Here is a 26,379-nt window from a genome sequence, read left to right as displayed (position 1 = left end):
TGTCGGTGGCCGGGGCTGGTGGTGTCAAGGGGCCGGCCGTCTGTCGGTGGCCGGGGGCGGTGGTGGCGGGAGGTCTTCGTTGCCCCGGATGCCCGGCTCCTGAGACGGCCGTGGTGTGGGTTGGCCTGGGCCGCCCCCGGGCGGTTAGGTTTCCCTCATGACCGACACGACTGCTCCTCGCACCACCGGCGCCGTGGCCGCCGGCCTCGCCACGATCGCCGCCGACGGCACCGTTCTCGACACCTGGTACCCCGCACCCGAGCTCGCCGCCGAGCCGGGCCCGTCCGGCACCGAGCGGCTCGACGCCGAGCGGGCGGCCCAGCTGCTGGGCGGCGGCGCGACGGCGGCGATCGGTCAGGACACCCGCCGGGGCGTCGAGGTCGTCGCGGTCCGCACGGTCATCTCCTCGCTCGACGAGAAGCCGGTCGACACGCACGACGCCTACCTGCGCCTCCACCTGCTCTCCCACCGCCTGGTGAAGCCGCACGGCCAGAGCCTGGACGGCATCTTCGGCCTCCTGGCCAACGTCGCCTGGACCTCGCTCGGCCCGGTCGCCGTCGACGACCTGGAGAAGGTCCGGCTCAACGCGCGCGCCGAGGGGCTGCACCTCCAGGTGACGTCCGTCGACAAGTTCCCGCGGATGACGGACTACGTGGCCCCCAAGGGTGTCCGTATCGCCGACGCCGACCGGGTTCGGCTGGGCGCTCACCTCGCCGAGGGCACCACGGTCATGCACGAGGGCTTCGTCAACTTCAACGCCGGCACCCTCGGCACGTCGATGGTGGAGGGCCGTATCTCCGCGGGGGTCGTCGTCGGCGACGGTTCCGACATCGGCGGCGGCGCCTCCACGATGGGCACGCTGTCCGGTGGCGGCAACGTCATCATCTCCATCGGCGAGCGTTGCCTGGTCGGCGCCGAGGCGGGCGTCGGCATCGCCCTCGGCGACGAGTGCGTGGTGGAGGCGGGCCTGTACGTCACCGCGGGCACCCGCGTCACGATGCCCGACGGCCAGGTCGTCAAGGCCCGCGAGCTCTCCGGCGCCTCGAACATCCTCTTCCGCCGCAACTCGGTCACCGGCACGGTCGAGGCCCGCCCGAACAACGCGGTCTGGGGCGGCCTGAACGAGATCCTGCACAGCCACAACTGACGACCGGCGAGCCGGTGTCACGGAGCGCCCTTCCACGGCCCGAGCAGGGCCGGGGGAGGGCGCTGCGCGTGTGGGCGGCAGGGGGCACCGCGCTGATCGTCCCCGTCGAAGCCCCCCCGGCGTTCCCGTACGGGTTGATCCGCGTGACCTTCCGGTGGGGATGGGCGATGAACCCGTGGGACGCACAGTCCTATCAGAGGGCGAGCCGACGAGATGAGGGGCCGGACAGGATGAGGAGCGATCGGGTGAGGACCGTGGCACGAGTGGTGAGCGGGGTGGTGGGCGCGGCCGTGGTGTGTGGGCTGCCCGCCGGTGTCGCGCATGCCGACGAGACCAACAGGGCCTCGCACAACGGCCCCCGTATCGGGCTGGTCAACGTCGGCCAGGTCGACGACCCGATGGAGGACGTGCTGGAGCACACCCTGCTGTTCGGTGACGGGTACCGCTGGGGCTGACCCCGCCGTCACCGGGATTCCGGGGCCCGTACCGCGCCGGCGCGGTACGGGCCCCGGCCCCTGTCCGGGAACTTTTTTCGGCGTACCGGCATAGCGGGGGGCGGATCCGCGCGTCACACAGAGCACAGGGGCGGGACACAGGGCCCGCCGGGGAAGAGAAGGTGACGATGGATGCCGCAGGTCAGGAGAGTTTCCGCGAGTTCGTGGCCGGGCGGTCGTCGGCGCTGCTGAAGACCGCCGTACTGCTCAGCGGCGGCGACCGGCACGCCGCCGAGGACCTGCTGCAGAACGCGCTCATCAAGGCCGCCGGCCGCTGGCAGCGGATCGACGAGCCCGAGGCGTACGTACGGCAGATCCTGTACCGGCAGCAGATCAGCCGCTGGCGGCTGAAATGGCGCCGCAGGGAGGTCACCGTCGCCGAGCTGCCCGAGAGTGGCGCCGTCGACGGCGCGGCCGGGGTGGAACTGCGCCTGGTGATGCGCGGCGCGCTCGCCCGGCTGACCGCGCGGCAGCGGACCATGCTCGTGCTGCGCTACTTCGAGGACCTGCCCGAGGCCGACGTGGCCCGCATCCTCGGCTGCTCCGTCGGGACCGTCCGGTCCACCACCCACCGCTCCCTCGCCCGGCTGCGGGAACTCGCGCCCGAACTGGCCGGTCTCGGCCCGGCTCCGGCCGAGCAGCAGCCGTCCCGTGACTTCTCGCCCGTGGAGGTGCGTCCATGAACGTCGACGAACTGGTGCGCGACTCCCTGCGGGAGCAGGCCGCCGAACAGTCCCCCCTGGACCCGGGCTTCGCCGACCGCGTGCTGAATGTGCGGCGCCGGCGCCGGACCCGCAGGATCGGCACCGTCGCCGCGGCGACCGCCGCCGTGGTCGCCGTCGCGGTCGCCGTGCCGCTGCTGGGGTCCGGCAAGGACGAGACGCGGCTCGCCAGCGAGATGAACAAGAGCGACATCATCGCCCACCCCGACCAGTCGCCGCCGCGCGACCTGATCGCCGCCGGGGACACGGCGCTGGCCGCGTACTACACGTACGACACGGTCAAGACGTCCGAGGACACCGCGGTCAGGCAGCGTACGTATCGCATCCTCGACCAGCGGAACGGCAAGTACGTGAAGGACGACCGCTGGTCCATGGTCTCGGTCGCCCCCGGCATGCGGACCGCCGCCGTCCTGGAGCGGGACCTGCCGGTGCGGCGGATCGGGCTGCTCGATCTGGCCACCGGCGAGGTGGACCGCTGGCTGCCGGTCGGGCGGGGCGTCGCGAGTGTCGAGTTCTCGTCCGACGGCGACAAGCTCGTCGCCACCACCTACAACAAGAACCCCGACCTGCTCACCCGGGTCGACTACGACTCCGACGGCGACGGCAAGAAGAACGACTACGAAGTGGACCACTCGAAGTCCCACCGGACCGGGTTCTACATCGTGGACGTCGACTCCGGGAAGGCCGACTGGAGCAAGGTCGTCCCCGAGGACCAGGGAGGGCTCGTCAACGCCCGCCAGGACTTCTCCTTCAGTGGCGACGCCAAGTCGGTGTACACCGGGCTGACGATGGAGCCGCACCAGCAGTACTACGACCTCAAGGGCAACAAGGTCCCCGCGCCGCCGGACGAGAGGTACCTGCACTGGTCGGTGGAGGCGCGGCTCTCCCCGGACGGCAAGCTCGCCGCCGGCGGCTTCGCGGGCGGCGCCAAGACCACCGCCTCGTGGATCCTCGACCCGCGTACCGGCAAGCACCTTCACAAGGTGCGCGGACAGCAACTCCTCGCCTGGGTCGACAACAAGCGGCTCATCGCCTGGGACATCACGCCCGGGGACAACGAGTTCCACAACGCCTTGGTGCTCGTCACCATCGGCAGCGACAAGACGCTCCCGCTCAGCGGCGCCCGCAAGGGCAGTGACGGCGCCGCCGGACGTTGGAACCCGGTCTTCGCCACCCGCTGATCACCGGGGCCGCGCCCCCTCCGCCCACAGCCGGGGCGTGCCTCCTCAGGCGGCGGCGACCAGAGCTTCGTACGCCCCCAGCAGCCCGTCGGCCACCTCTCGGCCGGCGGGCCGCAGCGGTGCCCGGACCGGGCCCGCCGGCAGGCCGAGCCGCCCGAGCAGGGCCTTCGCCGTGACGGTGCCGGGCAGACCGGAGGCCATCATCGCCTCCGTGAGCGGGACCGCCGCCCGCTGCAACCACGCGGCCTCCGCGGTGTCGCCCGCGTCGAACGCGTCGACGATCGACCGGAAGTGACCGGGCACCGCGTTGGCGACGGTGCCGATGTAGCCCGCGCCGCCGAGCGCGTACAGCGCCAGGACGTACTCGTCGCAGCCCGTGTAGTACGCCAACTCCGTCTCCGCCAGCACCTTCTGAGTGCCGAGGAGGTCGTACGCGCAGTCCTTCACCGCCACGATCCGGGGGTGGTCCGCGAGCCGGATCATGGTCGCCGGTTCGATCCGGGTGCCGGTGCGGCCGGGGATGTCGTACAGGGCGACCGGGAGGCCGCAGCGGTCGGCGAGCTCACGGAAGTGGGCCTCGACGGCGTCCTGCGGGGGCCTGCTGTAGTACGGGGTGACCGCCAACAGGCCGTCCGCGCCCGCCCTCTCGGCGGCCAGGGCCAGCTCCACGGTGTGTCGGGTGTCGTACGTGCCGACGCCCGCCACGATCGTGGTTCGGTCCCCGACCGCCGCCCGGACCGCGCGGATCAGCTCCGCCTTCTCCGCGTCCGTCGTCGTCGGCGCCTCACCCGTCGTACCGGACAGGACCAGCCCCTCGCAGCCCTCCGCCACCAGCCGGTCGGCCAGCCGCTGCGCCCCGTCGAGGTCGAGCGCCCCGCTCTCGGTGAACGGGGTGATCATCGCGCAGAGGGCGCGGCCGAAGGGGGCGGGGCGATGCGTGGTGGTGGTCATGGGCGTAGTCTCGGCGCGCACAATGTGAAGCTCCACTTAATTCTTCTACGAAGTATGGATGAGCTTTGCTACAAGGAGGGGTGGGCGGTCGCCGGGCGGGCGACGAGGCACTGGTGCCAACCTGCCCCCTCGTGGGCCACCATGGCGAGGACGGTCAGCACGCACGGCGGATCCACGACACTCGGGAGGCGTCATGAGGCTCGGCAAGGCACTGGCCACGGGGGTGGCCGAGGAACGGCCCCAGTCGTACGAAACCGTCGGGGCGACGGACCGCGCCGAAGGACGACGGCGCCCCGCCGATGAGGCCCGCCGGACGAGCCCGGCCCCGGCCCGGGAGACGCCGGTCGCCGATGTGCCGGTCGTCGCCGATGTGCCGGTCGCGGAGGCCCCGGTCGCCGAGGTGTCGACCGTCCGATGAGGCTGCGGCTCCCCGAGGAACGCCCGACGGAGCCGCCGACCGGATACAAGATCGCCCACCCGGTGCTGTCCCAGGACGGCACCCGGGCAGGGTTCACCGGTGTGTCGCTGGGCGGCGCGCTGCCCTACGGGGTCCTCGACGAGGCCCGCTGCGTCTACGGGCGCAGACATCGGGCGCCGGCCCGCCGCTGCGACTGCGGCTTCCACTGCGTCCACGACCGTACGGCGGCCGAGGCGCTGCTGTGCACCGCCGAGCACCGGGCCGCCCTGCTGCTGGAGGTCTCCGTCCTCGGCGCCTACATCCGCTTCGAGCGCGGATTCCGTTACGCGCGGCAGCGCGTCCGGATCGCCACCGTCGGCCCTTGCGTGTGCGGTGCCGTGTCCGTGGCGCTGGCCGACGCCGGCTGGGGGCGGCCGGGCTGGCGCGCGCTGGCCCCGTCCTGCGCGGGGTGTCTGCGCGGGCGTACGCCTGTGCCGTCCGAGACCTTCGCCCGGCTCGCGGGGGAGGGGCTGAAGGTGACGGTGACCGCCGGGACCGGGATCGGGACCGGGACGGGGGCCGGTGCCGGTGGTGTTGGCGGTGGCGGTGAGGGGCAGGTCGGGCGCGAGGCGTCCGGCGGCCTCGGTGAACCCGGCGTTCCCGAACTGGTTGCCGAGGCGGCGCTCCTCCAGGCCCGCCTCGACTGGTTCCAGACCCAGCTCGCCCGTCTGGGGGAGCGGGGGCCGGGAGGGACGGAGACGGGCCGGGTCTAGGCGCGCGCTGGCGGGAGCTCGCGGACCGCCGGGGCGTCGGGCTGCGCGGGACCGGGGGCGGGCGAGTGGCTGGCCGCGCGGGACTGGGGTTGGGCGCGTGGCTGGCCGCGCGGGACCGGCGGCTCGGCCAGGGGCCAGCTGTGCGGGCCCTGGGGGCCGGGTGAGCGGCGGGGCAGGGGCCGCGCGGCCTCGGCGTAGCCGTTTCGGCGGCCTCACATTGCCGTGGAGGTCGGCTGCCTAGCGTGGGTCGGTCCGGGTACTCGGGGTCTCCCGAGATGTGAGGAGGCGGAACTGTGACCGGGACCCTCGAAACCAGGCCGGACCGAGCCGCGCGTTCCGGGGCGCGCGCGCAGGATCACCACTCCGTGGGGGAGCTGGTGGGGCAGGCCACCGAACAGCTCTCCCTGCTCGTGCGCCAGGAGATGGCCCTCGCGAAGGAGGAGCTGGCCGAGAAGGGGAAGCGCGCGGGGCGCGGGGGAGGACTGCTGGGCGCGGCCGGAGCCGTCGCCTACGTCGGGTTCATGACGATGGCCGGCGCCGCCGTCGCGGCACTCTCCCTGGTCGTGGACGTGTGGGCCGCCGCGCTCATCGTGATGGGCGTGCTGTTCGTGATCGCGGCCGTACTGGCTGTCGTCGGACGCGCCCAGCTCAGGCGGGCGACCCCGCCCAAGCCGGAACGGGCGCTCGACAGCGTCAAGGCGGATGTCGACGAGATCAAGGGAAGGGCACGGCGATGATGATGGCCATGGGTGCGTCCGGTGGTGCGAAGGGGTGGTCGGAAGCCAAGGAGAGCATCGGGGCGAAGGGCCCCGACGAACTCCGCCGGCAGATCGAGCTGACCCGGTCCCGGCTCGGCGACACGGTCGAGGAACTCGCCGCCAAGGCCGATGTGAAGGCGCGCGCCCGCGCCCGCATGGACTCCGTACGGGAGCGGGTGCCCCGGGAAGCGGTCATCGTGGGCGGGGCGGGGGTGGCCGTCCTGGCCACCGGCGTCTTCGTGTGGCGGCACTACTACCACTAGCTCGGACCGCGCCACTGGCTCGGACCGCGGTGGGCCGAGAGGCCGGCCCGGTGTGCGGTGGACCGGGAGGCGCTGACGCGTGAGCCGGGGTGCGCCCGGTTCGCGCTTTCGGGCTGCGCGTGATCGCGGGAGGGTGCTTTCGCGTGCGCGTGCGCCTCCGAAGCCGGTGCCCCCCGGCTGCCCCCGGGCTCCTTCCAGCCGACCCCGGCTCCTCCCGGCCACCCCGACCGACCCCGCCCGGCCCGCCGCACCGCCCTCAATTGATCGGCTCGACGTCCTGCGAGGTCGTCGTACGGGCCCTCGCCTCCCGCAGGGCCCGTAGCCGCGGCGGCCAGGCGCGGGTGTCGCGGGGCTCGACGTACGGCTCCTCCGAGGGCGGACGGCCCTGGACGATGCCGCGCTCGCGGGACAGCTCGGCGTCGAACTCCAGGCCGAGGAGGATCGCCATGTTGGTGAGCCAGAGCCAGACCAGGAAGACGACGGCGCCGGCCAGGGTGCCGTACGTCTTGTTGTACGAGCCGAAGTTGGCCGCGTAGACGGCGAACCCGGCCGACACGACGAGCCAGATCAGGGTGGCGACGACCCCGCCGGGGCTGACCCAGCGCAGCCCCCGGCCCCGGACGTTGGGCGCCGCCCAGTACAGCAGCGCGATCATCAGGGTCACCAGCACCAGCAGCACCGGCCACTTGGCGACACCCCACACCGCGATGGCCGCGTCGCCGAGCCCGACCATCGTGCCCGCCCGCTCGGCCAGCGGCCCCGTGAACACCACGATCACCGCGCTCACGGCGATCATCAGCATCAGCGTCAGGGTCAGCGCGATCCGCAGCGGCGTCAGCTTCCACACCGGCCGCCCCTCCGGCAGGTCGTACACCGCGTTGGAGGCGCGGATGAACGCGGCCACGTAACCGGACGACGACCACACCGCCGTCAGCAGGCCGACGACGGCCAGTACCCCGCCGGTGCCCCCGCCGCCGTCGCTCAGTTGCACGACGGCGTCCCGCAGCACGTCCCGCGCGGGGCCCGGCGCCAAGTCGCCGATGTTGTCCAGGAGTCCGTCGATGGTGCGCCGCCCCGCGACACCGAGCAGCGACACGGTGAGCAGCAGCGCGGGGAACAGGGACAGCACGCCGTAGTACGTCAACGCCGCCGCCCGGTCCGCGAGATCGTCGTCCAGGACCTCCTTCGCCGTGCGCCGCACCACCGCCCACCAGGAACTCCTCGGCAGCCGGATGGGGCTGCCCGCCGCGTCGGGCCCGTCTCCGGCCCCGGCCGGGGTGCCGGTGCCCGTGCCGGTGATGTCGGGGTCAATGCCTGTGCCGGTCATGCCCGGGTCAGTGCCTGTGCCGGTGACGCCGGGGTCAGTGCCGGTTCCGGCGCCTTCCCTCGTTCCTGCCCCCGCCCCCGAGCCCATCCCCGTCCCCGTTACCGCCCCCGTGTCCGCCTGCGCGGCGTCGGACCGCTTCTCGTCCATGACCAGGCGGGTCTCCCGAATTCGGGCCTCGAATCGCGGAGTTGACCTGAATCCTGGTTGAGGTTGAAGGGTGGGGGGTGCCCGTCCTCGAGCACCGAACCTCGGAGAGCGCCATGACCCGTCGTACCGATGTCCATCCCGTCCTCGACCGCCCCGGCGTCGGGGCGCCCTTCTTCAGCACCTGGCGGGTCGGCACGCCGCGGCGGCAACGCCAGGTCGTCGAAGCCGTGGCCGACACCTGGCTGGGGCGGCCCTGGCCCGCCGAAGGGCTGCTGGGCTACTTCCTCTACACCGGCGAGGACGGCTCCACCCTGCTGCACTACTCGCAGTGGGCCGACGAGCAGGCATACGAGGCCTTCGTACGGACCCGCCGGCAGGAACGCAACGACGCGATCGACACCGCCGTGCCGGACATCGAGCGGGTCCGGCTCGGGCGCTACCGCCACTACCGCAGTCTCACCGGCGGCGATCACGACACACGGGTGCCGGGGTGCGTGGTCATCGTCGACGTCGAGTTCGACGGGCCGGATCCGGACCGGCAGCGGGCCTGGGTGGACGCCGTGGAGGGGGCGCTGGCCGCCGAACCGAACCAGCACCCCGGCGGTATCGCCGCCCACTTCCATCTCGGCACCGACGGCACCCGCGTTCTGAACTACGCCGAATGGGAGAGCGCCCAGGCCCACATCGACGCGCTCGCCGCGGACGGTGACGGGGTCGGCTCACCCACCGAACCGTGGCACCGCGTCCAGACCTGGCCGGGGCTGAAGGGCAGCACGGTCAGCCGGTACGAGTACGCCCTCGGCCTCGTCCCCGACTGAGGTGACGGCGAGCAGTGAGGGCGAGGGGCGAGGGGTGAGCGGCTAGCAGCGAGCAGCGCGAGACCCCACCTACCGAACACTGAAACCGTCTGGACAAGAAAAGTTTTCGGTGAGAGGGTGGAGTCATGTGGGACGTCACCGTGATCGAGGACCCGGAGGCCGCGGCCGTGTCGCTGGACCCCGTACGGGCCCGGCTGCTGGCGGAGCTGGCGGCCGGCCCGGCGAGCGCCGCGATGCTGGCCGGAAAGGTCGGGCTGCCCCGCCAGAAGGTGAACTACCACCTCAAGGCGCTGGAACAGCACGGCCTGGTCGAACTGGCGGAGGAGCGCCGCAAGGGCAACGTCACCGAGCGGCTTATGCGGGCGACCGCCGCGTCGTACGTGATCTCGCCGCTCGCGCTCGCCGCCGTGCAGCCGGACCCGGACCGCTTCCGGGACCAGCTCTCGGCGCGCTGGCTGCTCGCGCTCGGCGCCCGGCTCGTCCGTGACGTCGGGTCGTTGATCACCGGCGCGACCAGGGCGCGCCAACGGCTCGCGACCTACGCGCTCGACGGCGAGGTCACCTTCGCCTCGGCCGCCGACCGCGCCGCGTTCGTACGGGAGCTGACGGCCGGGGTGAGTGCCCTCATCCGCAAGTACGACGCCCCGGGCGCCGAGGGCGGCCGGGCACACCGCGTCGTCGTCGCCGTCCACCCCACGATCACGCGTCCGGCAGGGACGGCGGACGAGGGCGCGGCCACCGCCGAGCCCGGCGCCCACCCCCTGACCGCACCCCCGGCCGGGAACCCCGCCCCCGCGTCGCCATCGCACCCGTAGTACTCAGGAGCCACCATGTCCAAGGAATTCGAGATCGCCCGAGAGTTCGAGGTCGATGCCACGCCCGAGCAGGTGTGGGACGCCGTCACCAGCGGTACCGGCGGCTGGCTGTGGCCGATGGAGGCGCCCGAGCCGCGGGTCGGCGGCAAGGGGCCCTTCGGTTCCGAGGTCACCGCCTGGGAGCCGCCGCACCGCTACACGAACCGGGTGGAGGACGTCGACGGCATCTCCGAACAGACCCTCAATCAGCTCGACTACACGATCGAGCCGCGCGACGAGGGCCGCCGCGCCTGGGTGCGGTACGTGCACAGCGGCATCTTCGTCGACGACTGGGACAACCAGTACGACGCCGCCGGTCGCCACACGGACTTCTATCTGCACACCCTGCGCCAGTACCTGACGCGCTTCGCGGGCCGCCCGGTCACCGCCTTCGCCACGTTCGAGGGGCCCGAGGCGTCCTCGGCCGCCGACGCGTTCACCGCCGTCGCGCGGGCGCTCGGTCTCGCCGACGACACCGCCGAGGGCGCGCGCGTCCGGGCGGAGGGGCCCGAGGGGAAGCCCCTGGACGCGGTGGTCGACTACCGCAACCCCTACTTCATCGGGCTGCGCACCGACGACGCCCTCATCCGCTTCTTCGGCCGCGGCCACTGGGGCCACCCCGTCGGCGTCAGCGTCCACGACTTCGCGCCGGGTGCCGACGCCGAGGCCGACGAGGCGGCGTGGAAGGGCTGGCTGAACGGCGTGTTCAGCCAGCCCTGAAAGACCCGAAGCCCTCAGCGGGTCACGGGCGGAACCGCAGCACCGACGGGTCGTGGTCGCTGATCTGGTCGTGGAACTCCGCGTTGATGTGCACGCTGTCGTACGTGAACTCGCACGAGCGGCGGATCGACGGACTGACCAGGATCTGGTCGAGGACCTGCGCGTTGCCCTGGTAGACGTACGAGTAACGCTCGTTCCTCGGCAGCGACTTGACCGACGACCACAGCGCGCCGCCGTCCTCCAGCAGCTTGGCGGTGTCGGAGAACTCGAAGTCGTTGATGTCGCCGAGGGCGATGACGTTCGCGTTCTTCTGCTTCGCCAGGATCTCCTTGACGAACGTGTTCACGGCGGTCGCCTGGAGGTGGCGCTGCGTCTCCGAGCTGCGCGTCGGCGGCTGGAACTGCGAGTGCAGCGACTGGTCCCCGCCCTTGGACGAGAAGTGGTTCGCGATGACGAACACCGACTCGCCACGGAAGGAGAACTCGCCGACGAGCGGCTTGCGGCTGTTGTTCCAGGCGGCGTTGGCCGGGTCGATACGACCGGGCGAGAGGGTCAGCCGGGCCTTGCCGTACGCCTTCGTCACACCGACCGCGGTGGTGGCGTCGCCGCCCGCGCGGTCGGTGAAGGACACCCGCTCCGGGTTGAACAGGAACACCTGGCGGATGTTGCCGCCGGGCTCGCCGCCGTCCGCGAGGTCGACCGGGTCGATGGAGCGCCAGTCGTACGCCGGGCCGCCGGCCGCCACGATGGCGTCGATCAGCTTCTTCACCGTCTGGTCGGCGGCGACCGTACCGTCCTTCGTCGCGCCGTTGTTGTCCTGGATCTCCTCCAGGGCCACGATGTCGGGCGACTTCAGGCTGTTCACGATCGCGGCCGCGTGGGCGTCGAACGTCGTGTCGGAGGGGTCCAGGTTCTCGACGTTGTACGTCGCCACCGCGAGCTCGCCGCGCGCCTGCTTACGGGTGGTCTCGCGCTCCAGGCCGCCCTGCTTCAGGGTGCCGAGCTTGCTCGCGACGAGCGTGTAGCCGCCGAACTGGCTGTAGTCCAGGGGGCCCTCGGTGGTGCCCGTCAGGACGTCGCCGACATTCGCCTTCGGGAAGTCCGCGGCCGCGCCGAGCGACTGGATCTGAAGCCGGCCGGTGTTCTGCGAGGTGTACGAGCCGTAGACCGTGCCGCCGCGGCGGCTGGCGTTCTCCCGCGGCTTCACCGTGACCCACAGCTCCGTGAACGCGTCGGTCGCTGTGACCACACGGGCGTCGGCGACCTGGACGTTCATGCCCTCCAGGGACTCGTAGTAGTCCAGGGCGTAGGCGGCGGGGTCGAGGGTGAGCCCGTTGATCGAGCCGTTCGCGGCGGTGTCGCTGGCCGGGGCGTACGCCTTCGGCACGGACGCGGCGTCGACGACGGTCGCGGCCGGGACGGCGTTGCCACCGGAGACCACGGTGACGGTGGGGCGGGAGAGCTGGGTGACCGACTGGTTTCCGGACGAAGTGCCGCCCGGCACGAACTCGCCGACCGTGCCCGACACCGTGACCGCGTCGCCCACGGAAACCTTCGGCGTGGAGCCGGTGAAGACGAAGATGCCCTCGCTCGTGGCCGGGCTGTCGTCCGCCCGGGTGTCCTGCATCCAGAAGCCGCGCGACGAACCGTAGGTCCGTACGCCGGTGACGATGCCCTCGACACCGGTGACCTGCTGGCCGACGAGCGGCGAGGTGCGCGTGGTGCCCTGGATGTCGTGGATGCGTATGGAGTCCGCCGCTGCGGGCGAGGTCAGGGCCACGGCGGAGACGGTGGAGCAGATGGCGGCGACGGTCAGCGCGCCGATGCGCGCGGTTCTCTTGCTCGGCAAGGGGATCCCTCCGGGGACGTACGTGAGCGCCGGGACGAGAGTGGACGGGGGGTGGCCAGATACCGGTGGGGCGGTGTGACGCGCGTAGAAAGCCGGAACGCCCGAGAGGGGCGCCCAGGGAGGCCGGGAGCTGGCCCCCGGAGCTACCCGTGAGTTTCTACGCGCGTCAATCTCCAGCCTGGTCAGGCCACTTGTCAAGGTTTCGGCCATGTCCGACTCCTGGCAGGTACATGAACCGGGCGGCATGGGTGGAAATCCGTCTAGGCTGAGCGGTTGCCGAGGTGGTCGCGGAGCGCCCCGCCTCGCCATCGATGATGCTTGTTCCGCACACCGCTCGCCGTCGTTCGTCCCCGAGGAGAACCCCGCCGATGTCAGACAGCTCGCCACTGCCGCCGGTGCGGCTCCGCTCCGAGGCGGAACTGGCGCGGGACGCCCTCGCCACCCCGCTGCTCTCGCGCGCCGCGCGACTCGCCCGCTGGGCCGGGCCGGAGACGCGGGTGGGCGCCGGGGGCGAACTCGTCGAGGAACAACTGCCCGCCGCGGCCGAGGCGCTCGGGCTCACCGGCGAGGGCGCCGCCTCCGGGGGCACCACCAGGACCGCTGACGGTGGCACCACCCCCGAGGACGCGGCGGCCCTGGCGAGCGAGGCGTGGCGGGTGGCCGTGGACACCGGGCTCGTCGAGATCGTGGACGCCGGCGAGGAGGAGGGGAGCGCGGTCACCGCCGGCGACGCGCTCGCGCTCCTCACCTCCGGCGCGCCCCGCGACGTCCTCGGCGTGTGGCTCGCCGCGCTGGAGGCCGCGCTGGCCGACGCGAGCGTGCCCGAACTCGACGGCCTCGTCGACGCCATGGAGTCCGGCGGCGAGGTCGACTTCTCCGAGCTGGACTGGGACCCCGACGCCGAGGCGGAGTTCCTCGACGGGGTGCTCGGCAACCTCTACCTCCTCACCGTCAGCGAGGACGGACCCGGCGACGGGCCGGTGCCGCTGCCCGCCCTCGCCGCGTCGATGATCGTGCCGGACGACATGAGGGAGCCCACCAACGACGTCCTGGAGCAGGTGTCGGACGCGATGATGCGGCTCGACGACCAGTTCCGGGTGCTGGAGCCGGTCGGGCTGGTGGAGTACCAGCCCGTGGACGAGGCGCTCATGACGGACGCGGAGGAGAACGCGGCCGCCGGGGACACCGCGGCCACCGGGGACACCGCGGCCACCGGGGACACCGCGACCGCCGAGGGCGCCGGAAGAGGCCAGGCCGTCGACGACACCGATGTCACCCGGTACGGCATGGTGCGGCTCACCCCGCTCGGGCTGTACGGGGTGCGGGCTCGCCTCCAGGAGGCGGGCCTCGTGGCCCCCGCGGTCGGGGACCTCGCCGACAAGGGCGCGGACGTGCTGCTCGACGGCACCGCCGAGTATCCGCCGGGGGCGGCCCTCGCCGAGACCGAGCAGTGGCTGGCCCGGCATGAACCGCTGGCCGCCGCACGCGAGTTGCTCGCCGCCGCCCGGGGGGCCGACCAGGGCGCGCCGTTGCGGCGGCTGCGCTGCCAGCAGGCGCTGTCCCTGGTGGGCGCCGCCGCGGAGCCCGCGCTGCGGGAGGTGCTCGACGACGCGGAACTGGGCGGGCTCGCCCGGGTGTGGCTCACCGAGCGGGGGGCCGCGGAGGTGCCGGCGCCGTCCGAGGAGATGGTGTTCTGGCTGACCATCGACACGGTGGCCGCGCAACTGGCGGCCGAGGGGAACTCGGCGGAGCTGCGGGGGCTCGTGGAGGGGCTCGCGCAGCAGCACCGGGGGTTCTTCGACGCGGCGTGGCGGGTGGGGCATCCGGCCACGGCGGATGTGCTGGAGGCGATGGGGCGGATCCATCCGGACAAGCGGGTGGCGAAGGAGGCGCGGAAGGCGGCGTTCAAGGCGCGGTCGCAGAAGGGGGAGTGACGGCTGCCGGGCGCCTTGGGGGTCGGGGGGCCGGGTTCGTCGGCGGGTGCGGGTGAGTGGGGGGTTCTCGCGCAGTTCCCCGCGCCCCTGAAAAGCGCCCGGGCTGCGCCCCGTGCTTTTCCGGGTGAAGGGCGGGCACTCGCCCGACCACCCCGGTCCTCCGAGTTCTCCCGCGGTGTTCAACCCGCGTTCAGGCGGGGGCGGGACAGTGCGGCGCGAAGCTTGGGTCCGCCACCCTCCACGGTCCTCCCACCGCACGCAGGAGACAGCATGTCGCTCACCCGCAGGGACTTCGCCAGTCGATCCGCGGTCACCGGCGCCGGTGTCGCACTGGCCGGCACCGTGGGCGCCCTCGCCACCGCGCCGAACGCCCTCGCGGCGTCGGACAGCGCCGCGGACGACACGGACGGCGCCGACCCCGACGGCTCGGACGGCAAGGGGGCGCACCGGCACGGCGGGGTCGGTTACGGGCCCCTCGTCCCCGACCCCGAGGGGATCCTCGCGCTGCCGGCCGGATTCACCTACACGATCCTCACCTACAGCGGGCGGACCAGACTGGAGTCCGGTGAGTTCACCCCGGGCAAGCACGACGGCACCGCCGCGTTCCCCGGCCCCCGGGGCACCACCCTCCTCGTCAACAACCACGAACTGAAGGGCCCCCGCGCCAACTGGCCGCACCCGGTGCCGCTCACCGAGGGGCTCGTGTACGACCCGGCCGCGGCCGGCGGCTGCACGGTCGTGGAGGTCCGTCCCGACGGCCGGGTCGCCGAGTGGGTCGGCATCGCGGGCACCTCCACCAACTGCGCGGGCGGCAGCACCCCGTGGGGCACCTGGCTCACCTGCGAGGAGAACTCCGACCGGGCCGGCGTCAACGGCATGACCAAGGACCACGGTTACGTCTTCGAGGTCGACCCCTGCGACCGGCGCGCCAACCGCGACCCCAAGCCCCTGAAGTTCTTCGGCCGGTACGACCACGAGGCCGTCGTCATCGACCCCAGGCGCGGCCACGCCTACCTCACCGAGGACGCCTCCGGCCCCAACGGCCTCTTCTACCGCTGGACCCCGCCGAAGGGCTTCTCCTACGGCCCCCGCAGGTTCCGGACCCTCGCCGACGACGCCGGTGTCCTCCAGGCGCCCAAGTGCTATGACTCCGGCGGCCGTTTCGTCGACGACCTCTCCCGCGCCACCAGGATCGGCACCGTGTACGGCGTCGACTGGGTCGACGTCCCCGACCGGGACGCGCGGACCGTCGCCGTGCGCAAGCAGTTCGACGAGATCACCCGCGCCCGCAAGCTCGAAGGCATGTGGTGGGGCGACGGCGGCGCCTACATCGTCTCCTCCTACGCCCGCGCGGAGAGCCCCGGCGCCGCGCACGACGGCCAGGTCTGGTTCTACGACCCCAAGCGCCGCACCCTCACCCTGAAGGTCCTGCTCGGCGTCAACCCGGACCCGTCCGCAGACGGCGCCCTCGACGGCCCCGACAACATCACCGTCTCCCCCTACGGCGGCATCGTCCTCGCCGAGGACGGCGAAGGCGTCCAGCACCTGTTCGGCGCCACCGACAGCGGCCGCACCTATCCGATCGCCCGCAACGACCTGAACATCGGCACCGAGGAGGAGCCGGAGTACAGCGAGTTCGCCGGCGTCACCTTCTCGCCCGACGGAAAGACCCTGTACGCCAACATCCAGACGCCGGGCATCCTGCTCGCCATCACCGGGCCCTGGAAGCGGCAGAAGCGGTAACGGCTTTTCCGGTCCCTCGAGCGAGTGACTTGCGTCTGGGAGTCAGGGCTCTTCTCCGTCTCGGCATAGTGATCAGATGTCGCACTAATTGGCTGGGAGGGGTGGAGGGAGCATGGGGGTGGAACCGCAAGACGGTTTTGCCGAGGGGTCTCAGATCTGGCTTCCCGACGGGTCCGTGAAGGTGATGGAGGAAGTGGTCGAAAGGCGTCTTCCTGTGCTGTCCTTCGACAAAGAGTGGGATACACGACCGGTGCGATACGGCGCTAATCAGGGACCACGCGATCATTCGGTCGGAAATCTTGTTCGTCTTGTCCCAACCTCGTGGTTTGGAGGAGTAACACGAGAGGTGCGCAGGATCCACTTCGTCCAGTGGAAAGCGTTCGATCAACGGTTACGCCCTTGAAAGGCGGCGCCCGATTTGGGTTGTGGAAGTCACTTGGGCGACTGCACTTGTTCGCCTTGCTTCGATTTTGCATCTACGGATTGGGCGCAAAGCTCACAAGTTGGAGCGGCTGGCTCGTGTTCTCGGACATGTGGTCCCCGCGCGCAGCGAGATGCATGGCTATGACGAGACGGTGGCCTTGGATCGGGTGAAGAGTGTTGACCCCGTTGGGGTCAGGCCCATTTTTGGTGTTACGGCGCTCCCTTCCGGGATTTTCGTGGTGAATGGTCTTGCTGTAGGGGCTCTATAAGGGGCGGTGCACAAAAGGTTTGTGTACCGCCCGGATAGCGTCCCGGTGAGTCGGGTGCTGGTGATACTATTTGGTGTCAGAAATCCACTTCTGAAGCGCCTTGCGGAGTTTCCTGCGCCAACCCCTCGCCGCTACTGCTAGCAGGAACAGAAGTACGAGGAGTCCCAGGTTCTCTGACGCGGTGACGTGAAATTCCAGCATGAAGACCCATTCTGACGTGACTACGAAGGTCCTCATGGCTGAGATCAGGGCGAGCCTGTCCAGGCTCTTCGCATCAACCATGGGTGATGACTGGCGAGGCGACCAGAGCTGAGGCGTCTGCGGTTCCGCTCTGCCCAGTTGGGCTGGGTCGTGTAGATGAGGCCCAGATGGTGCCGCCCGGCGAGGTGGGTCGCAACCTGTGGGGCGTCTGGTTGGTCGTTGAAACGGCACCCAAACAGAGTCATCACTGTTGTGAGCTGCGCTTTGAGTCATCCGATCTTGGGTTCTTGTACGGACCCGAACTGACATCTAACATTTCAGTTCATGGACGCCATACGACCGGTGAGCCGCACCCTGCTGAGGGACCGCGCCTACCTCGCCATCCGGGACGCCATCGTGGCCGGGGAGATCGAACCCGGTGCGGTGGTGCGGGACGCCGAGTTCGCGGAGCTGCTCGGGCTGTCCCGCGCGCCGGTGCGGGAGGCGTTCTCGCGGCTCGTGGACGAGGGCCTGCTGGAGAGCAAACCGCAGAGCTACACACGGGTGACGCCGGTCGTGGCCGCCGATGTGCGCGACGCCGCCGCCGTGGTCGGCGCGATGCACGAGCTGGTCACGCGGGTCGCCGTGCCCCGGCTGTTCGCGGCGGACGTGGAGACGATGCGCTCCGCCAACGAACGGTTCGCGGCGGCCGTCCGCGCGGGCGACGTCGACGCCGCCCTCGACGCCGACGACGAACTCCACGACGTCCTCGTCCGGGTGAGCGGCAACCGCGCGGCCGCCGCCACCGTCGCCCGCTACACCCCGCTCATCCGCCGGCTGGAGCGACGCCGCTTCGGTGAGGGCGGCAACTGCCGCTCGGCCGGACTGCACGACCGGCTGATCGACGCCTGCGCGGCCGGTGACACGGACGAGGCGGTCACCGTCACCGCGGAGATCTGGCGCGGCCTGGCGGCCCTCGCCGACGAACCGGACGGGCCCGAGGCCCGGCCCGCCACCGAATCCGAAGGCGGACTCCCCGCCGATGCCGCCGTCGACGGCGCAGAGCCCGCCACCGACGTGGACCACTGACCCCGGGAGGACCCGTGTCCCTTGCTTCCTTCGAGCGCTACCCGCTCCTCTTCGGGCCCTCGCCGGTGCACCGGCTGGAACGCCTGACCGCCCATCTCGACGGCGCCTCCCTGTGGGCCAAGCGGGAGGACTGCAACTCCGGTATCGCCTACGGCGGCAACAAGACCCGCAAGCTGGAGTACCTCGTCGCCGACGCGCTCGCCCAGGGCTGCGACACCCTGGTCTCCATCGGCGGGGTGCAGTCCAACCACACCCGCCAGGTCGCCGCCGTCGCCGCCCGCGCCGGACTCAAGTGCGTCCTCGTGCAGGAGAGCTGGGTGGAGTGGCCCGACGCCGTGTACGACAAGGTCGGCAACATCCTGATCAGCCGGCTCGCCGGCGCCGACGTACGGCTGGTCCAGGCCGGGTTCGGCATCGGCTTCAAGGAGAGCTGGGAACTGGCCCTCAGGGAGGTCGAGGAGTCCGGCGGCAAGCCGTACGCCATCCCGGCCGGCGCCTCCGACCACCCCCTCGGCGGCCTGGGCTTCGCCTCCTGGGCGTACGAGGTCGCCGAGCAGGAGCGGGAGCTGGGCGTCTTCTTCGACACCGTCATCGTCTGTTCGGTGACCGGCTCCACCCAGGCCGGCATGGTCGCCGGGTTCGCCGCCCTGGAGGAGGCCGGCGCACGGCCCCGCAGGGTCCTCGGCATCGACGCCTCCGCCAAGCCCGAGACCACCCGCGCCCAGATCGCGCGCATCGCCCACAACACCGGGCAACTCATCGGCGTCAGGCGCGAGTTGACCGAGGCGGACGTGGAGCTGGACGAGCGCTACCACGGCGGGATCTACGGCGTCCCCGACGACGCCACCCTCGTCGCCATGCAGCTCGCGGCCCGCACCGAGGGCATGATCACCGACCCCGTCTACGAGGGGAAGTCGATGGCCGGGATGATCGACCTCGTCGAGCGCGGCGAGATCGCGGAGGACTCGACCGTCCTCTACGCCCACCTCGGCGGCCAGCCCGCGCTGAACGCGTACAGCGGCGTCATCCAGTGACGTCGTGACCGGGGGAGGGGCGGCTCCGCCCCTCCCCGACCCCGCCCCTCTCCGTCCCCGATCCTCCTGTCCCGCCCCTCGTCGCCGGTGCCCTCAGAGCGCCTGGGCCGCCGGCTTCACCATGCCCCGGACCGTGCGGGACTTCACGAAGTCGCCCATGGCCGTCATCTCCCACTCGCCGGTGAACTGGCGGATCAGCTTGGCCATCATCACGCCGGTCTGCGCCTCGGCGTTGGTGAGGTCGAAGCGGACGAGCTCCTCGCCGGTGGAGGCGTCCAGGAGGCGGCAGTAGGCCTTGGCGACCTCGGTGAACTTCTGGCCGGAGAAGGAGTTGACCGTGAAGACCAGGCCGGTGACCTCCTGGGGGAGGCGGCCGAGGTCGACCACGATCACCTCGTCGTCACCGCCGCCCTCACCCGTGAGGTTGTCGCCGGAGTGCTTGATCGCTCCGTTCACGATCGAGAGCTTGCCGAAGTAGCAGCTGTCGATGTGGTTGCGCTGCGGGCCGTACGCGATCACCGACGCGTCCAGGTCGATGTCCCTGCCCCGGTACGCCGGCTCCCAGCCGAGGCCCATCTTGACCTGGGCGAGCAGGGGACGGCCGCCCTTGACCAGGGACACCGTCTGGTTCTTCTGGAGGCTGACCCGGCCCTTGTCCAGGTTGATCTTCCCGGCGCCGGGCGCGGGGGGAGCCGGCGGGGCCGGCGGCGCGGCCGGTGCCATGGCGGGCGGTGCGGGCGGCGGGGTCACGGGGGTGTGCGGCGTGGGGGTGGGAGCGGGGGGAGCGACGGGCTGGGCGGGGGCCGCGGGCTGGGCCGGGGCGGGCTCCTCCACGGTGACGCCGAAGTCCGTCGCGATGCCGGCCAGGCCGTTGGCGTAGCCCTGGCCGACGGCGCGGGCCTTCCAGGCGCCGTTGCGCTGGTAGATCTCCACGATCACCAGGGCCGTCTCCGTTCCGAGCCGCGGCGGGGTGAACGTGGCGATCACCGAGCCGCTCGCGGCGTCGCGGACGGTGGCGGTGGGTTCGATGCCCTGGAAGGTCTGGCCGGCCGCGTCCGGGCTGGCCGTGACGACGATCTTCTCGATGCCCGGCGGGAGGGCCGTGGTGTCGACCGTGATCGAGTCGGGGGTCGCACCGCCGCCCGAGCGGTACGTCACACCCGGGCCGCTCGGCTGGTTGTAGAAGATGAAGTCGTCGTCCGAGCGCACCTTGCCGTCGGCGGTGAGCAGCAGGCCCGATACGTCGAGCCGCACGGGGGCGGAGACGTCCACCGCGACACGGGGAACGGGCAGCGGGATGTTCGAGCCGGGGGTCATAGCTGTCATGCCTGGTGAACGATTCAAGCCGCTTTACCGTTCCCTTACCCAGCGGGCCGGGCGGCCGTTCGGGTCAGCGGCGGTTGCGGGGGTGCTCCCGGGCGGTGCGCTCGTTGCCCCGTCGGTAGTTCCCGGTCCAGCGGGCCATGACCAGCTGCGGGTCGCCCGCCGCGACCTCGGCGAGGAAGCGGTCGGCGCGCGGGCCGCGCAGCGTGGTGGCCGCCCGGCCGCGATGCTCGATCGTCACCGTGCGGTCGGCGTGCTCGGTGCAGGTGAATCCCTGGGGGCGTGGCATGTCCAGGATGGTAGGGGCGAAGGGGACCGCGCCCCAGCGAATATCGCTCAGCTCCGGGAAGGCGTCCGCGTCGCGCACGATCTCGGCGCAGTGCGTGGCCGCGGAGGCGACCACGGTCTCCGCGACCCCGATGCCCTCCCACTCCGCGACCACCACGAACGCCAGGAAGATGCCGTAGATCGCGCCCTGCATCCCGAGCACGACGCCCACCATGTCGTTCTGCGTGCCGTCCAGGAGGCAGGGGATCCTGCGGCGGACCACCAGGCTGCCCAGGGCCGCGAAGGCGATGACGCTTCCGGCCATGAGCACCGTCAGGGCGAGGCGCCGAAGCTGTTGAGCAGCCAGAGTTCCATGGCCCTGACGGGCGGCCCTGTGCCGGAGGGGCATCGGGTGGTCGATCAGCCGAACGGGTGAGGTGGTGCCCGCGTCGCGCTACGGCACCACGACGATCTTGCGGCCCACGCCCGACGCGAACTGGTCCAGCGCCTCGGGGTACCGGTCCAGGGGCATCCGGTCGCTGATGAAGACGTCCGGGTCGAGCACCCCGTTCGCGAAGAGTTCCGCGGCGCGTTCGAAGCTGTGCAGGACCGCCATCGAGCCGGTGATGGTGATTTCCTGGTTGTAGATCCGGTACGGGTCGATCGTGACCCGGGTCACGTAGTCGGCCACCCCGAACTGGAGGAAGGTGCCCGCCTTCGCGACCCGGCCCAGGCCGTCCTGGATCGCGGCGGCGTTGCCGGTGGCGTCCACCACCAGGTCCCAGCCCAGCGGCCGCTCCAACTCGTCCGGGTTCGCGGCCGCCCCCGAGACCCCCAGGCGGCGCGCCGTCTCCAGCCGCGCGGGGTTCACGTCCACGACGTCCACGCTCGCCGCGCCGGTCCGCTTGGCCAGCTCCAGCATCATCAGGCCCATCGTGCCCGAGCCGTAGATCAGCACATGGGCGCCGAGGCGCGACCTGAGCACGTCGTAGCCGCGTACCGCGCACGACAGCGGCTCCACCAGCGCCGCGTCCTGGGTGCGCACATGCTCCGGCAGCTTCACGCAGTTCGCCACGGGCGCCACCGCGTACTCCGCGGCGCCGCCCGCCGTCGTCACGCCGATGGCGGCCCACCGTTCGCAGAGGTTGTTGTGGCCGGTACGGCACTGGCGGCACTCGTAGCAGTAGAGGGACGGGTCCACCGCCACCCGGTCGCCGGCGGCCAGCTCGGTGACTCCGCCGCCCACCGCCACGACCTCGCCCGCGAACTCGTGGCCCGGCACGATCGGCAGCTCGGGCGCGAACTCGCCCTGGAGGATGTGCAGATCGGTGCCGCACAGGCCGCACGCGGCGACCCGGACGACGACGTCACGGGGGCCCGGTGCCGGGTCCGGGACCTCGGTGACGACGGCCTTGCCCGCGGACTCGATGACGGCGGCCTTCATTTGACGGCTCCCAAGGAAAGGCCCTGGACCAGTTTGTCCTGGGCGGCGAACCCCGCGGCGAGCACCGGCAGGGAGATGACGAGGGACGCGGCGCACACCTTCGCCAGGAACAGGCCCTGGCTGGTGATGAAGCCGGTCAGGAACACGGGCGCGGTCTCGGCCACGACACCCGTCAGCACCCGCGCGAACAGCAGCTCGTTCCAGCTGAAGATGAAGCAGATCAGCGCGGTCGCGGCGATGCCGGGGGCCGCTATCGGCGCCACCACCCGGCCCAGCACCGTGGGGAGTCGGGCGCCGTCCAGTTGCGCGGCCTCGATCACCGCGACCGGCACCTCCGCGAGGAAGGACCGCATCATCCACACGGCGATCGGCAGGTTCATGGACGTGTGGAGGACGACCAGCAGCCAGATGTTGTCGAGGAGGCCCGCGTTCCTCGCGAAGAGGTAGATCGGGAGCAGGCCCGCCACCACCGGCAGCATCTTGGTGGAGAGGAAGAAGAACAGGACGTCCGTCCACTTGCGCACCGGGCGGATCGACAGGGCGTACGCCGCCGGGAAGGCCAGCAGCAGGACGAGCAGGGTCGAGGCGAGGGACGCCACCGTGCTGTTGATCAGCGCGGGCCAGGGGCTCGCTCCGCCGTCCACGCCGAAGAACTCGCGGTAGCCGTCCAGGGTCAGCGCCGCCGCGAAGGACGGCGGGTTGGTCGCCGCGTCCGACTCCGAGTGGAAGGACGTCAGCGCCATCCAGGCGATGGGCAGGAAGAACACGACCCCGGCGAACCAGGCCAGCAGACCGGGAGCCTTGCGTCGCAACACGTTCATGAGCGCCCCGCCTCCTCGCGGAACAGCGACGAGACCACGCGCAGCGCGAACGTCGCGATGATGATCGAGCCGATGACGACCAGGACGCCGGCCGCCGAGGCGAGGCCGTTCTCATGGGCCTGGTAGAAGGTCTGGTAGACGGTGTACGGGAGGTTCGCCGTGCCCAGGCCGCCGGAGGTGATCGTGAAGACGGCGTCGAAGTTCTGGACGATGTAGATCGAGCCGAGCAGGGCGCCCAGTTCGAGGTAGCGGCGCAGGTGGGGCAGCGTCAGATGACGGAAGATCTGCCAGTCGCTCGCGCCGTCGACCCGGGCCGCCTCGATCTGCTGGTGGTCCCGGGACTGCAGACCCGCCAGCAGGATCAGCATCATGAACGGCGTCCACTGCCACACCAGCGAGGCCTCCACCGCGAGCAGCGGGGTCTCGGAGATCCAGTCCGGCTGGGGGCCGCCGACGTAGTGCAGCAGCCCGTTGAACAGGCCGTACTCGGGGTTGTAGAGGACGTGCTTCCACAGCAGGGCCGCCGCCACCGGGACCACCAGGAACGGGGCGATGAGCAGGGTGCGGACCAGGCCCCGGCCGCGGAACCTCCGGTCCAGCAGCAGCGCCAGCAGCAGCCCCAGGACCAGGCTGGCCAGGACCACGGCGGCCGTCAGCAGGACCGTCGTCCACACGGAGCGGCGCAGATCGGGGTCGGTGAGGACCTCGCCGTAGTTGGCGAGTCCGGCGAAGCTCCGGGCGTCGGGGTAGAGGGAGTTCCAGTCGAAGAAGGAGATCGCCAGGGTCGCCACGAACGGCAGCTGGGTCACGGTGATCATGAAGACGAGGGCGGGCAGGAGCGGGGCGCGGGTCGCCCAGGCCCGCAGCCGGGTGTGCGGCCTGCCCTCGGTGGTGTGTACGGGTGTCGCCGCCCTCGGCGCTGTCGTGGTCGTGGTCATCGTCCCTCGTACTCCTCGGAGATCTGCTCGGCGAGCGCCTGTGCCTTCCTCAGGGCCGACTCCACGGACTGGCGTCCGGCGATGGCCGCGCTGATCTCCAGGGAGACCTTGGTGCCGAGATCGGTGAACTCGGGGATGCCGACGAACTGGATGCCGGGTGCCGGCCGCGGCTGCACCCCCGGATCGGTGGGCCGGGCGCCCTCGATGGCCTCGCGGGTCATCTCCTGGAAGGCGGCGGCCTCCGCGCGGTAGTCGGGGTTCGCGTACGTCGACTCCCGTTTCCCGGCGGGCACGTTGGACCAGCCGATCTCGTCGCCGACCAGCTCCTCGTACTCCTTGCCCGACGCCCAGGAGACGAACTTCCACGCCTTGTCGGGGTTGCGGGAGGCCTTCTGGATGCCCCAGGCCCAGGTGTAGAGCCAGCCGGAGGACTCGGTCCGCTCGACCGGCGCCGGTACGTAGCCGATGTCCCCCTTCACGGGGGAGTCGTCCGCCTCCAGGGAACCGGCGGCGGAGGTGGCGTCGTACCACATGGCGACCTTGCCCTGGGTCATGTTGTTCAGGCACTCCGCGAAGCCGGACTGGGCGGCACCGGACTCGCCGTGCTCGCGGACGAGATCGACGTAGAACCGGGTCGCCCGCTCGAACTCGGGGGAGTCCAGGCGCGCCTTCCAGTCCTTGTCGAACCAGGTGCCGCCGAAGGTGTTCACGACCGTGGTCAGGGGGGCCATGACCTCGCCCCAGCCGGGCAGCCCGCGCAGACAGATGCCCTTCATACCGGGTGCGGCGCCGTCCGCCTTCGCCGCGAGGTCGGCGACCTGCCGCCAGGTGGGGCGCTCCGGCATGGTGAGCCCCCGCTCGGCGAACACGTCCTTGCGGTACATCAGGAAGGACGACTCGCCGTAGAAGGGCTGCCCGTAGAGCTTTCCGTCGTCGCCCGTCAGGGACTGGCGCATCGGCTTTAGGATGTCCCCCTGGTCGAACGCGCGGTCCTTCGCGACGTACCGGTCCATCTCCTCCAGCCAGCCGTTCCTGGCGTAGATCGGTATCTCGTAGTTGCTCAGGGTCGCCACGTCGTACTGGCCGGCCTGGTTGGCGAAGTCCTGGCTGATCTTGTCGCGGACGTCGTTCTCCGGCAGGACGGTGAAGTTCACCTCGATGCCGGTCCGCTTCGTGAAGTGCGCGGCCGTGAGCTTGCGCAGCTCCTGCATCTGCGGGTTGTTGACCATCAGCACGTTGATCGCGTCGCCGCCGGATCCCGCCCCGCCCGCTCCGGTCCAGCAACCGGAGAGAAGCGGGGCGAGCAGCGTCCCTGCGGCGACCGCGGCGAGTGCTGCGCGCGGCCTCCGTCGGCTCGGGGTTCGCATGTGATCGCTCCTGGACGTAGGGGAGGGACGGAGGGGCATAACGGGAGATAAGGGATGCGGTGGAGGCAGGGAAGGCCCGGGGAATCGGCCGGGGGGGTGTCAGACGCGGATGACCTGGGGGCCCAGCAGGGCGTAGCGGTGGGCCTCCGCGGTGGGCAGGGAGGTGCTCGTGACGATCGCGTCCAGGTCGCCCACCTCGGCGAACCGGCAGAAGCTGACCGCGCCGAACTTCGTGTGGACGCCCGTGAACACGGTGCGCCGGGATGCGCGGACGGCCTGGGCCTTGACCTCGCTGACGGCCGGGTCGGGGGTGGTGAGCCCGTGGTCGCGGGTGATGCCGTTGGCGCCGATGAACGCCAGGTCGATGACGAAGCCGGCCAGCATCTTCGTCGTCCAGTGGTCGACGGTGGCAAGAGTGCCGGGCCGCACCCGGCCGCCGAGCAGCAGCACGGTCGTGTTGCCGGCCTCGGCGAGCGCGCCCGCGGTGGCGAGGGAGGCGGTGACCACGGTCAGCGGCCGGTCGCGGGGGAGGGCCTCGGCGATGAGTTGCGGGGTGAAGCCCTCGTCGACGAAGACGGTCTCGGCGTCCCCGAGCAGCTCGGCCGCGGCGGTCGCGATCCTTCGCTTCTCGGGGACGTGGCTGGTGGCGCGGAAGGCGAGGGTGGTCTCGAAACCGGCGCTCTCCACGGGGTAGGCACCGCCGTGGGTGCGGCGGACCAGGCCGTGGTCCTCCAGAGTGCGGAGGTCCCTTCGTACGGTTTCCTTGGCGACGCCGAGGCGGGCGGCAAGGGTGTTGACGTCGACGGCGCCTGTGGTGCGGGCGGTGCGGACGATTTCCCGCTGGCGTTCTTCCGCGGTACTGGTCATTCGGTCACCCGCTTTCCTGTCGTGCGGTGCCCGTTCGGGCCGTCTGCAGGAAGTTGTACAGCGGGTGGGGGGTGGTGACCAGGTCTGTTGCGGGAGGGATCCTGTCCGTGTGTGCCCGTTCGGGCGGGGCGCGCCCACTGGCTCGGGGGGTGCGGTCGTATGGCGGCCGCGGGTCTGTCGTGGCTGGTCGCGCAGTTCCCCGCGCCCCTGAGGGTGGCGCTTCGCGCCTCTCCCCGGAGCCGTTGTCCGGGCCCGGATGCGGGTGCGGGCGGGCCCGTT

Annotated in this window: 25 protein-coding genes and 1 pseudogene; 15 read left to right on the top strand and 11 right to left on the bottom strand. The window is 71.6% G+C overall.

What is annotated here, in order from left to right:
- The first annotated feature begins 157 nt into the window (after positions 1-157).
- The 4 genes from dapD (at position 158) to ACZ4Z3_RS04650 (ending at position 3,544) form a co-directional block, all read left to right on the top strand.
- Positions 158-1,147 carry a 2,3,4,5-tetrahydropyridine-2,6-dicarboxylate N-succinyltransferase gene (gene dapD / locus ACZ4Z3_RS04665; RefSeq protein WP_055519512.1) on the top strand — a complete coding sequence of 330 codons (990 nt, stop codon included), beginning with the start codon at positions 158-160 and terminating at the stop codon, positions 1,145-1,147.
- 230 nt (positions 1,148-1,377) lie between these two features.
- On the top strand, positions 1,378-1,602 hold the full coding sequence (locus tag ACZ4Z3_RS04660; protein WP_468499659.1) for a hypothetical protein: 225 nt from the start codon (positions 1,378-1,380) through the stop codon (positions 1,600-1,602).
- A gap of 167 nt (positions 1,603-1,769) precedes the next feature.
- A complete protein-coding gene (locus tag ACZ4Z3_RS04655; protein WP_468499658.1) occupies positions 1,770-2,324 on the top strand; it encodes a SigE family RNA polymerase sigma factor in 555 nt (184 codons plus the stop codon).
- The gene (locus ACZ4Z3_RS04650; protein ID WP_468499657.1) at positions 2,321-3,544 is read left to right on the top strand and encodes a WD40 repeat domain-containing protein; all 1,224 of its coding nucleotides are present in this window, start codon (positions 2,321-2,323) and stop codon (positions 3,542-3,544) included. Before ACZ4Z3_RS04655 ends, ACZ4Z3_RS04650 begins: the two co-directional genes overlap by 4 nt.
- A 45-nt stretch (positions 3,545-3,589) precedes the next feature.
- Here ACZ4Z3_RS04650 and dapA read toward each other — a convergent pair whose 3' ends face one another.
- On the bottom strand, positions 3,590-4,495 hold the full coding sequence (dapA, locus tag ACZ4Z3_RS04645) for a 4-hydroxy-tetrahydrodipicolinate synthase (RefSeq protein WP_468499656.1): 906 nt from the start codon (positions 4,493-4,495) through the stop codon (positions 3,590-3,592).
- A gap of 193 nt (positions 4,496-4,688) precedes the next feature.
- On the opposite strand from dapA, the gene ACZ4Z3_RS04640 reads away from it, so the two are divergent.
- From ACZ4Z3_RS04640 to ACZ4Z3_RS04625, 4 genes are all read left to right on the top strand, one after another.
- Complete coding sequence (locus ACZ4Z3_RS04640) at positions 4,689-4,913, top strand: hypothetical protein (RefSeq protein WP_468499655.1); 225 nt, start codon at positions 4,689-4,691, stop codon at positions 4,911-4,913.
- On the top strand, positions 4,910-5,665 hold the full coding sequence (locus ACZ4Z3_RS04635) for a hypothetical protein (RefSeq protein ID WP_468499654.1): 756 nt from the start codon (positions 4,910-4,912) through the stop codon (positions 5,663-5,665). Before ACZ4Z3_RS04640 ends, ACZ4Z3_RS04635 begins: the two co-directional genes overlap by 4 nt.
- A gap of 293 nt (positions 5,666-5,958) precedes the next feature.
- Positions 5,959-6,402, top strand: a complete 444-nt coding sequence (locus tag ACZ4Z3_RS04630; RefSeq protein WP_468499653.1) for a phage holin family protein — start codon at positions 5,959-5,961, stop codon at positions 6,400-6,402.
- A gap of 8 nt (positions 6,403-6,410) precedes the next feature.
- Positions 6,411-6,686, top strand: coding sequence for a DUF3618 domain-containing protein (locus tag ACZ4Z3_RS04625; protein ID WP_099968949.1), 276 nt, complete (start codon positions 6,411-6,413; stop codon positions 6,684-6,686).
- A gap of 256 nt (positions 6,687-6,942) precedes the next feature.
- Here the strand turns inward: ACZ4Z3_RS04625 and ACZ4Z3_RS04620 are convergent, their stop codons facing one another.
- On the bottom strand, positions 6,943-8,013 hold the full coding sequence (locus ACZ4Z3_RS04620) for a YihY/virulence factor BrkB family protein (protein ID WP_468499652.1): 1,071 nt from the start codon (positions 8,011-8,013) through the stop codon (positions 6,943-6,945).
- Between the two features lie 260 nt (positions 8,014-8,273).
- Between ACZ4Z3_RS04620 and ACZ4Z3_RS04615 the strand changes: the two genes are divergently transcribed.
- From ACZ4Z3_RS04615 to ACZ4Z3_RS04605, 3 genes are all read left to right on the top strand, one after another.
- Positions 8,274-8,978: an antibiotic biosynthesis monooxygenase gene (locus ACZ4Z3_RS04615; RefSeq protein WP_468499651.1), complete on the top strand. Its 705-nt coding sequence runs from the start codon at positions 8,274-8,276 to the stop codon at positions 8,976-8,978.
- 125 nt (positions 8,979-9,103) lie between these two features.
- Positions 9,104-9,793 carry an ArsR/SmtB family transcription factor gene (locus tag ACZ4Z3_RS04610; RefSeq protein ID WP_468499650.1) on the top strand — a complete coding sequence of 230 codons (690 nt, stop codon included), beginning with the start codon at positions 9,104-9,106 and terminating at the stop codon, positions 9,791-9,793.
- A 15-nt stretch (positions 9,794-9,808) separates the two neighbouring features.
- A complete protein-coding gene (locus ACZ4Z3_RS04605; protein ID WP_468499649.1) occupies positions 9,809-10,552 on the top strand; it encodes an SRPBCC family protein in 744 nt (247 codons plus the stop codon).
- Between the two features lie 22 nt (positions 10,553-10,574).
- On the opposite strand, the gene ACZ4Z3_RS04600 is transcribed toward ACZ4Z3_RS04605, so the two are convergent.
- Positions 10,575-12,401, bottom strand: coding sequence for an endonuclease/exonuclease/phosphatase family protein (locus tag ACZ4Z3_RS04600; protein WP_468499648.1), 1,827 nt, complete (start codon positions 12,399-12,401; stop codon positions 10,575-10,577).
- Between the two features lie 368 nt (positions 12,402-12,769).
- On the opposite strand from ACZ4Z3_RS04600, the gene ACZ4Z3_RS04595 reads away from it, so the two are divergent.
- From ACZ4Z3_RS04595 to ACZ4Z3_RS04580, 4 genes are all read left to right on the top strand, one after another.
- Positions 12,770-14,335 carry a hypothetical protein gene (locus tag ACZ4Z3_RS04595; protein WP_468499647.1) on the top strand — a complete coding sequence of 522 codons (1,566 nt, stop codon included), beginning with the start codon at positions 12,770-12,772 and terminating at the stop codon, positions 14,333-14,335.
- Positions 14,336-14,605: 270 nt separating this feature from the next.
- On the top strand, positions 14,606-16,078 hold the full coding sequence (locus tag ACZ4Z3_RS04590; protein WP_468499646.1) for an alkaline phosphatase PhoX: 1,473 nt from the start codon (positions 14,606-14,608) through the stop codon (positions 16,076-16,078).
- Positions 16,079-17,295: 1,217 nt separating this feature from the next.
- Positions 17,296-18,039, top strand: coding sequence for a GntR family transcriptional regulator (locus ACZ4Z3_RS04585; RefSeq protein ID WP_468499645.1), 744 nt, complete (start codon positions 17,296-17,298; stop codon positions 18,037-18,039).
- Positions 18,040-18,053: 14 nt separating this feature from the next.
- Positions 18,054-19,073, top strand: coding sequence for a 1-aminocyclopropane-1-carboxylate deaminase (locus ACZ4Z3_RS04580; RefSeq protein ID WP_468499644.1), 1,020 nt, complete (start codon positions 18,054-18,056; stop codon positions 19,071-19,073).
- 93 nt (positions 19,074-19,166) lie between these two features.
- Here the strand turns inward: ACZ4Z3_RS04580 and ACZ4Z3_RS04575 are convergent, their stop codons facing one another.
- The 8 genes and pseudogenes from ACZ4Z3_RS04575 to ACZ4Z3_RS04540 form a co-directional block, all read right to left on the bottom strand.
- Positions 19,167-20,390: a TerD family protein gene (locus ACZ4Z3_RS04575; protein WP_468500195.1), complete on the bottom strand. Its 1,224-nt coding sequence runs from the start codon at positions 20,388-20,390 to the stop codon at positions 19,167-19,169.
- A gap of 73 nt (positions 20,391-20,463) precedes the next feature.
- Positions 20,464-20,685, bottom strand: a complete 222-nt coding sequence (locus ACZ4Z3_RS04570) for a hypothetical protein (protein ID WP_468500194.1) — start codon at positions 20,683-20,685, stop codon at positions 20,464-20,466.
- 108 nt (positions 20,686-20,793) lie between these two features.
- Positions 20,794-20,988, bottom strand: a pseudogene (locus ACZ4Z3_RS04565) (bestrophin-like domain); the annotation flags it as partial.
- Positions 20,989-21,117: 129 nt separating this feature from the next.
- The gene (locus ACZ4Z3_RS04560) at positions 21,118-22,107 is read right to left on the bottom strand and encodes a zinc-dependent alcohol dehydrogenase family protein (protein ID WP_468499643.1); all 990 of its coding nucleotides are present in this window, start codon (positions 22,105-22,107) and stop codon (positions 21,118-21,120) included.
- Positions 22,104-22,928: a carbohydrate ABC transporter permease gene (locus ACZ4Z3_RS04555; protein WP_468499642.1), complete on the bottom strand. Its 825-nt coding sequence runs from the start codon at positions 22,926-22,928 to the stop codon at positions 22,104-22,106. The genes ACZ4Z3_RS04560 and ACZ4Z3_RS04555 overlap by 4 nt, the downstream gene beginning before the upstream one ends.
- Positions 22,925-23,866, bottom strand: coding sequence for a carbohydrate ABC transporter permease (locus tag ACZ4Z3_RS04550; RefSeq protein WP_468499641.1), 942 nt, complete (start codon positions 23,864-23,866; stop codon positions 22,925-22,927). The genes ACZ4Z3_RS04555 and ACZ4Z3_RS04550 overlap by 4 nt, the downstream gene beginning before the upstream one ends.
- Positions 23,863-25,233: an ABC transporter substrate-binding protein gene (locus tag ACZ4Z3_RS04545; protein ID WP_468499640.1), complete on the bottom strand. Its 1,371-nt coding sequence runs from the start codon at positions 25,231-25,233 to the stop codon at positions 23,863-23,865. The genes ACZ4Z3_RS04550 and ACZ4Z3_RS04545 overlap by 4 nt, the downstream gene beginning before the upstream one ends.
- 99 nt (positions 25,234-25,332) lie before the next feature.
- Positions 25,333-26,100, bottom strand: a complete 768-nt coding sequence (locus ACZ4Z3_RS04540) for a DeoR/GlpR family DNA-binding transcription regulator (RefSeq protein ID WP_468499639.1) — start codon at positions 26,098-26,100, stop codon at positions 25,333-25,335.
- Positions 26,101-26,379: the final 279 nt, after the last annotated feature.

The sequence above is a fragment of the Streptomyces sp. NPDC030296 genome, from assembly GCF_055572815.1.
Note: the sequence above shows the minus strand (reverse complement) of the source record. Positions and strands in the feature narration are given on the sequence as shown.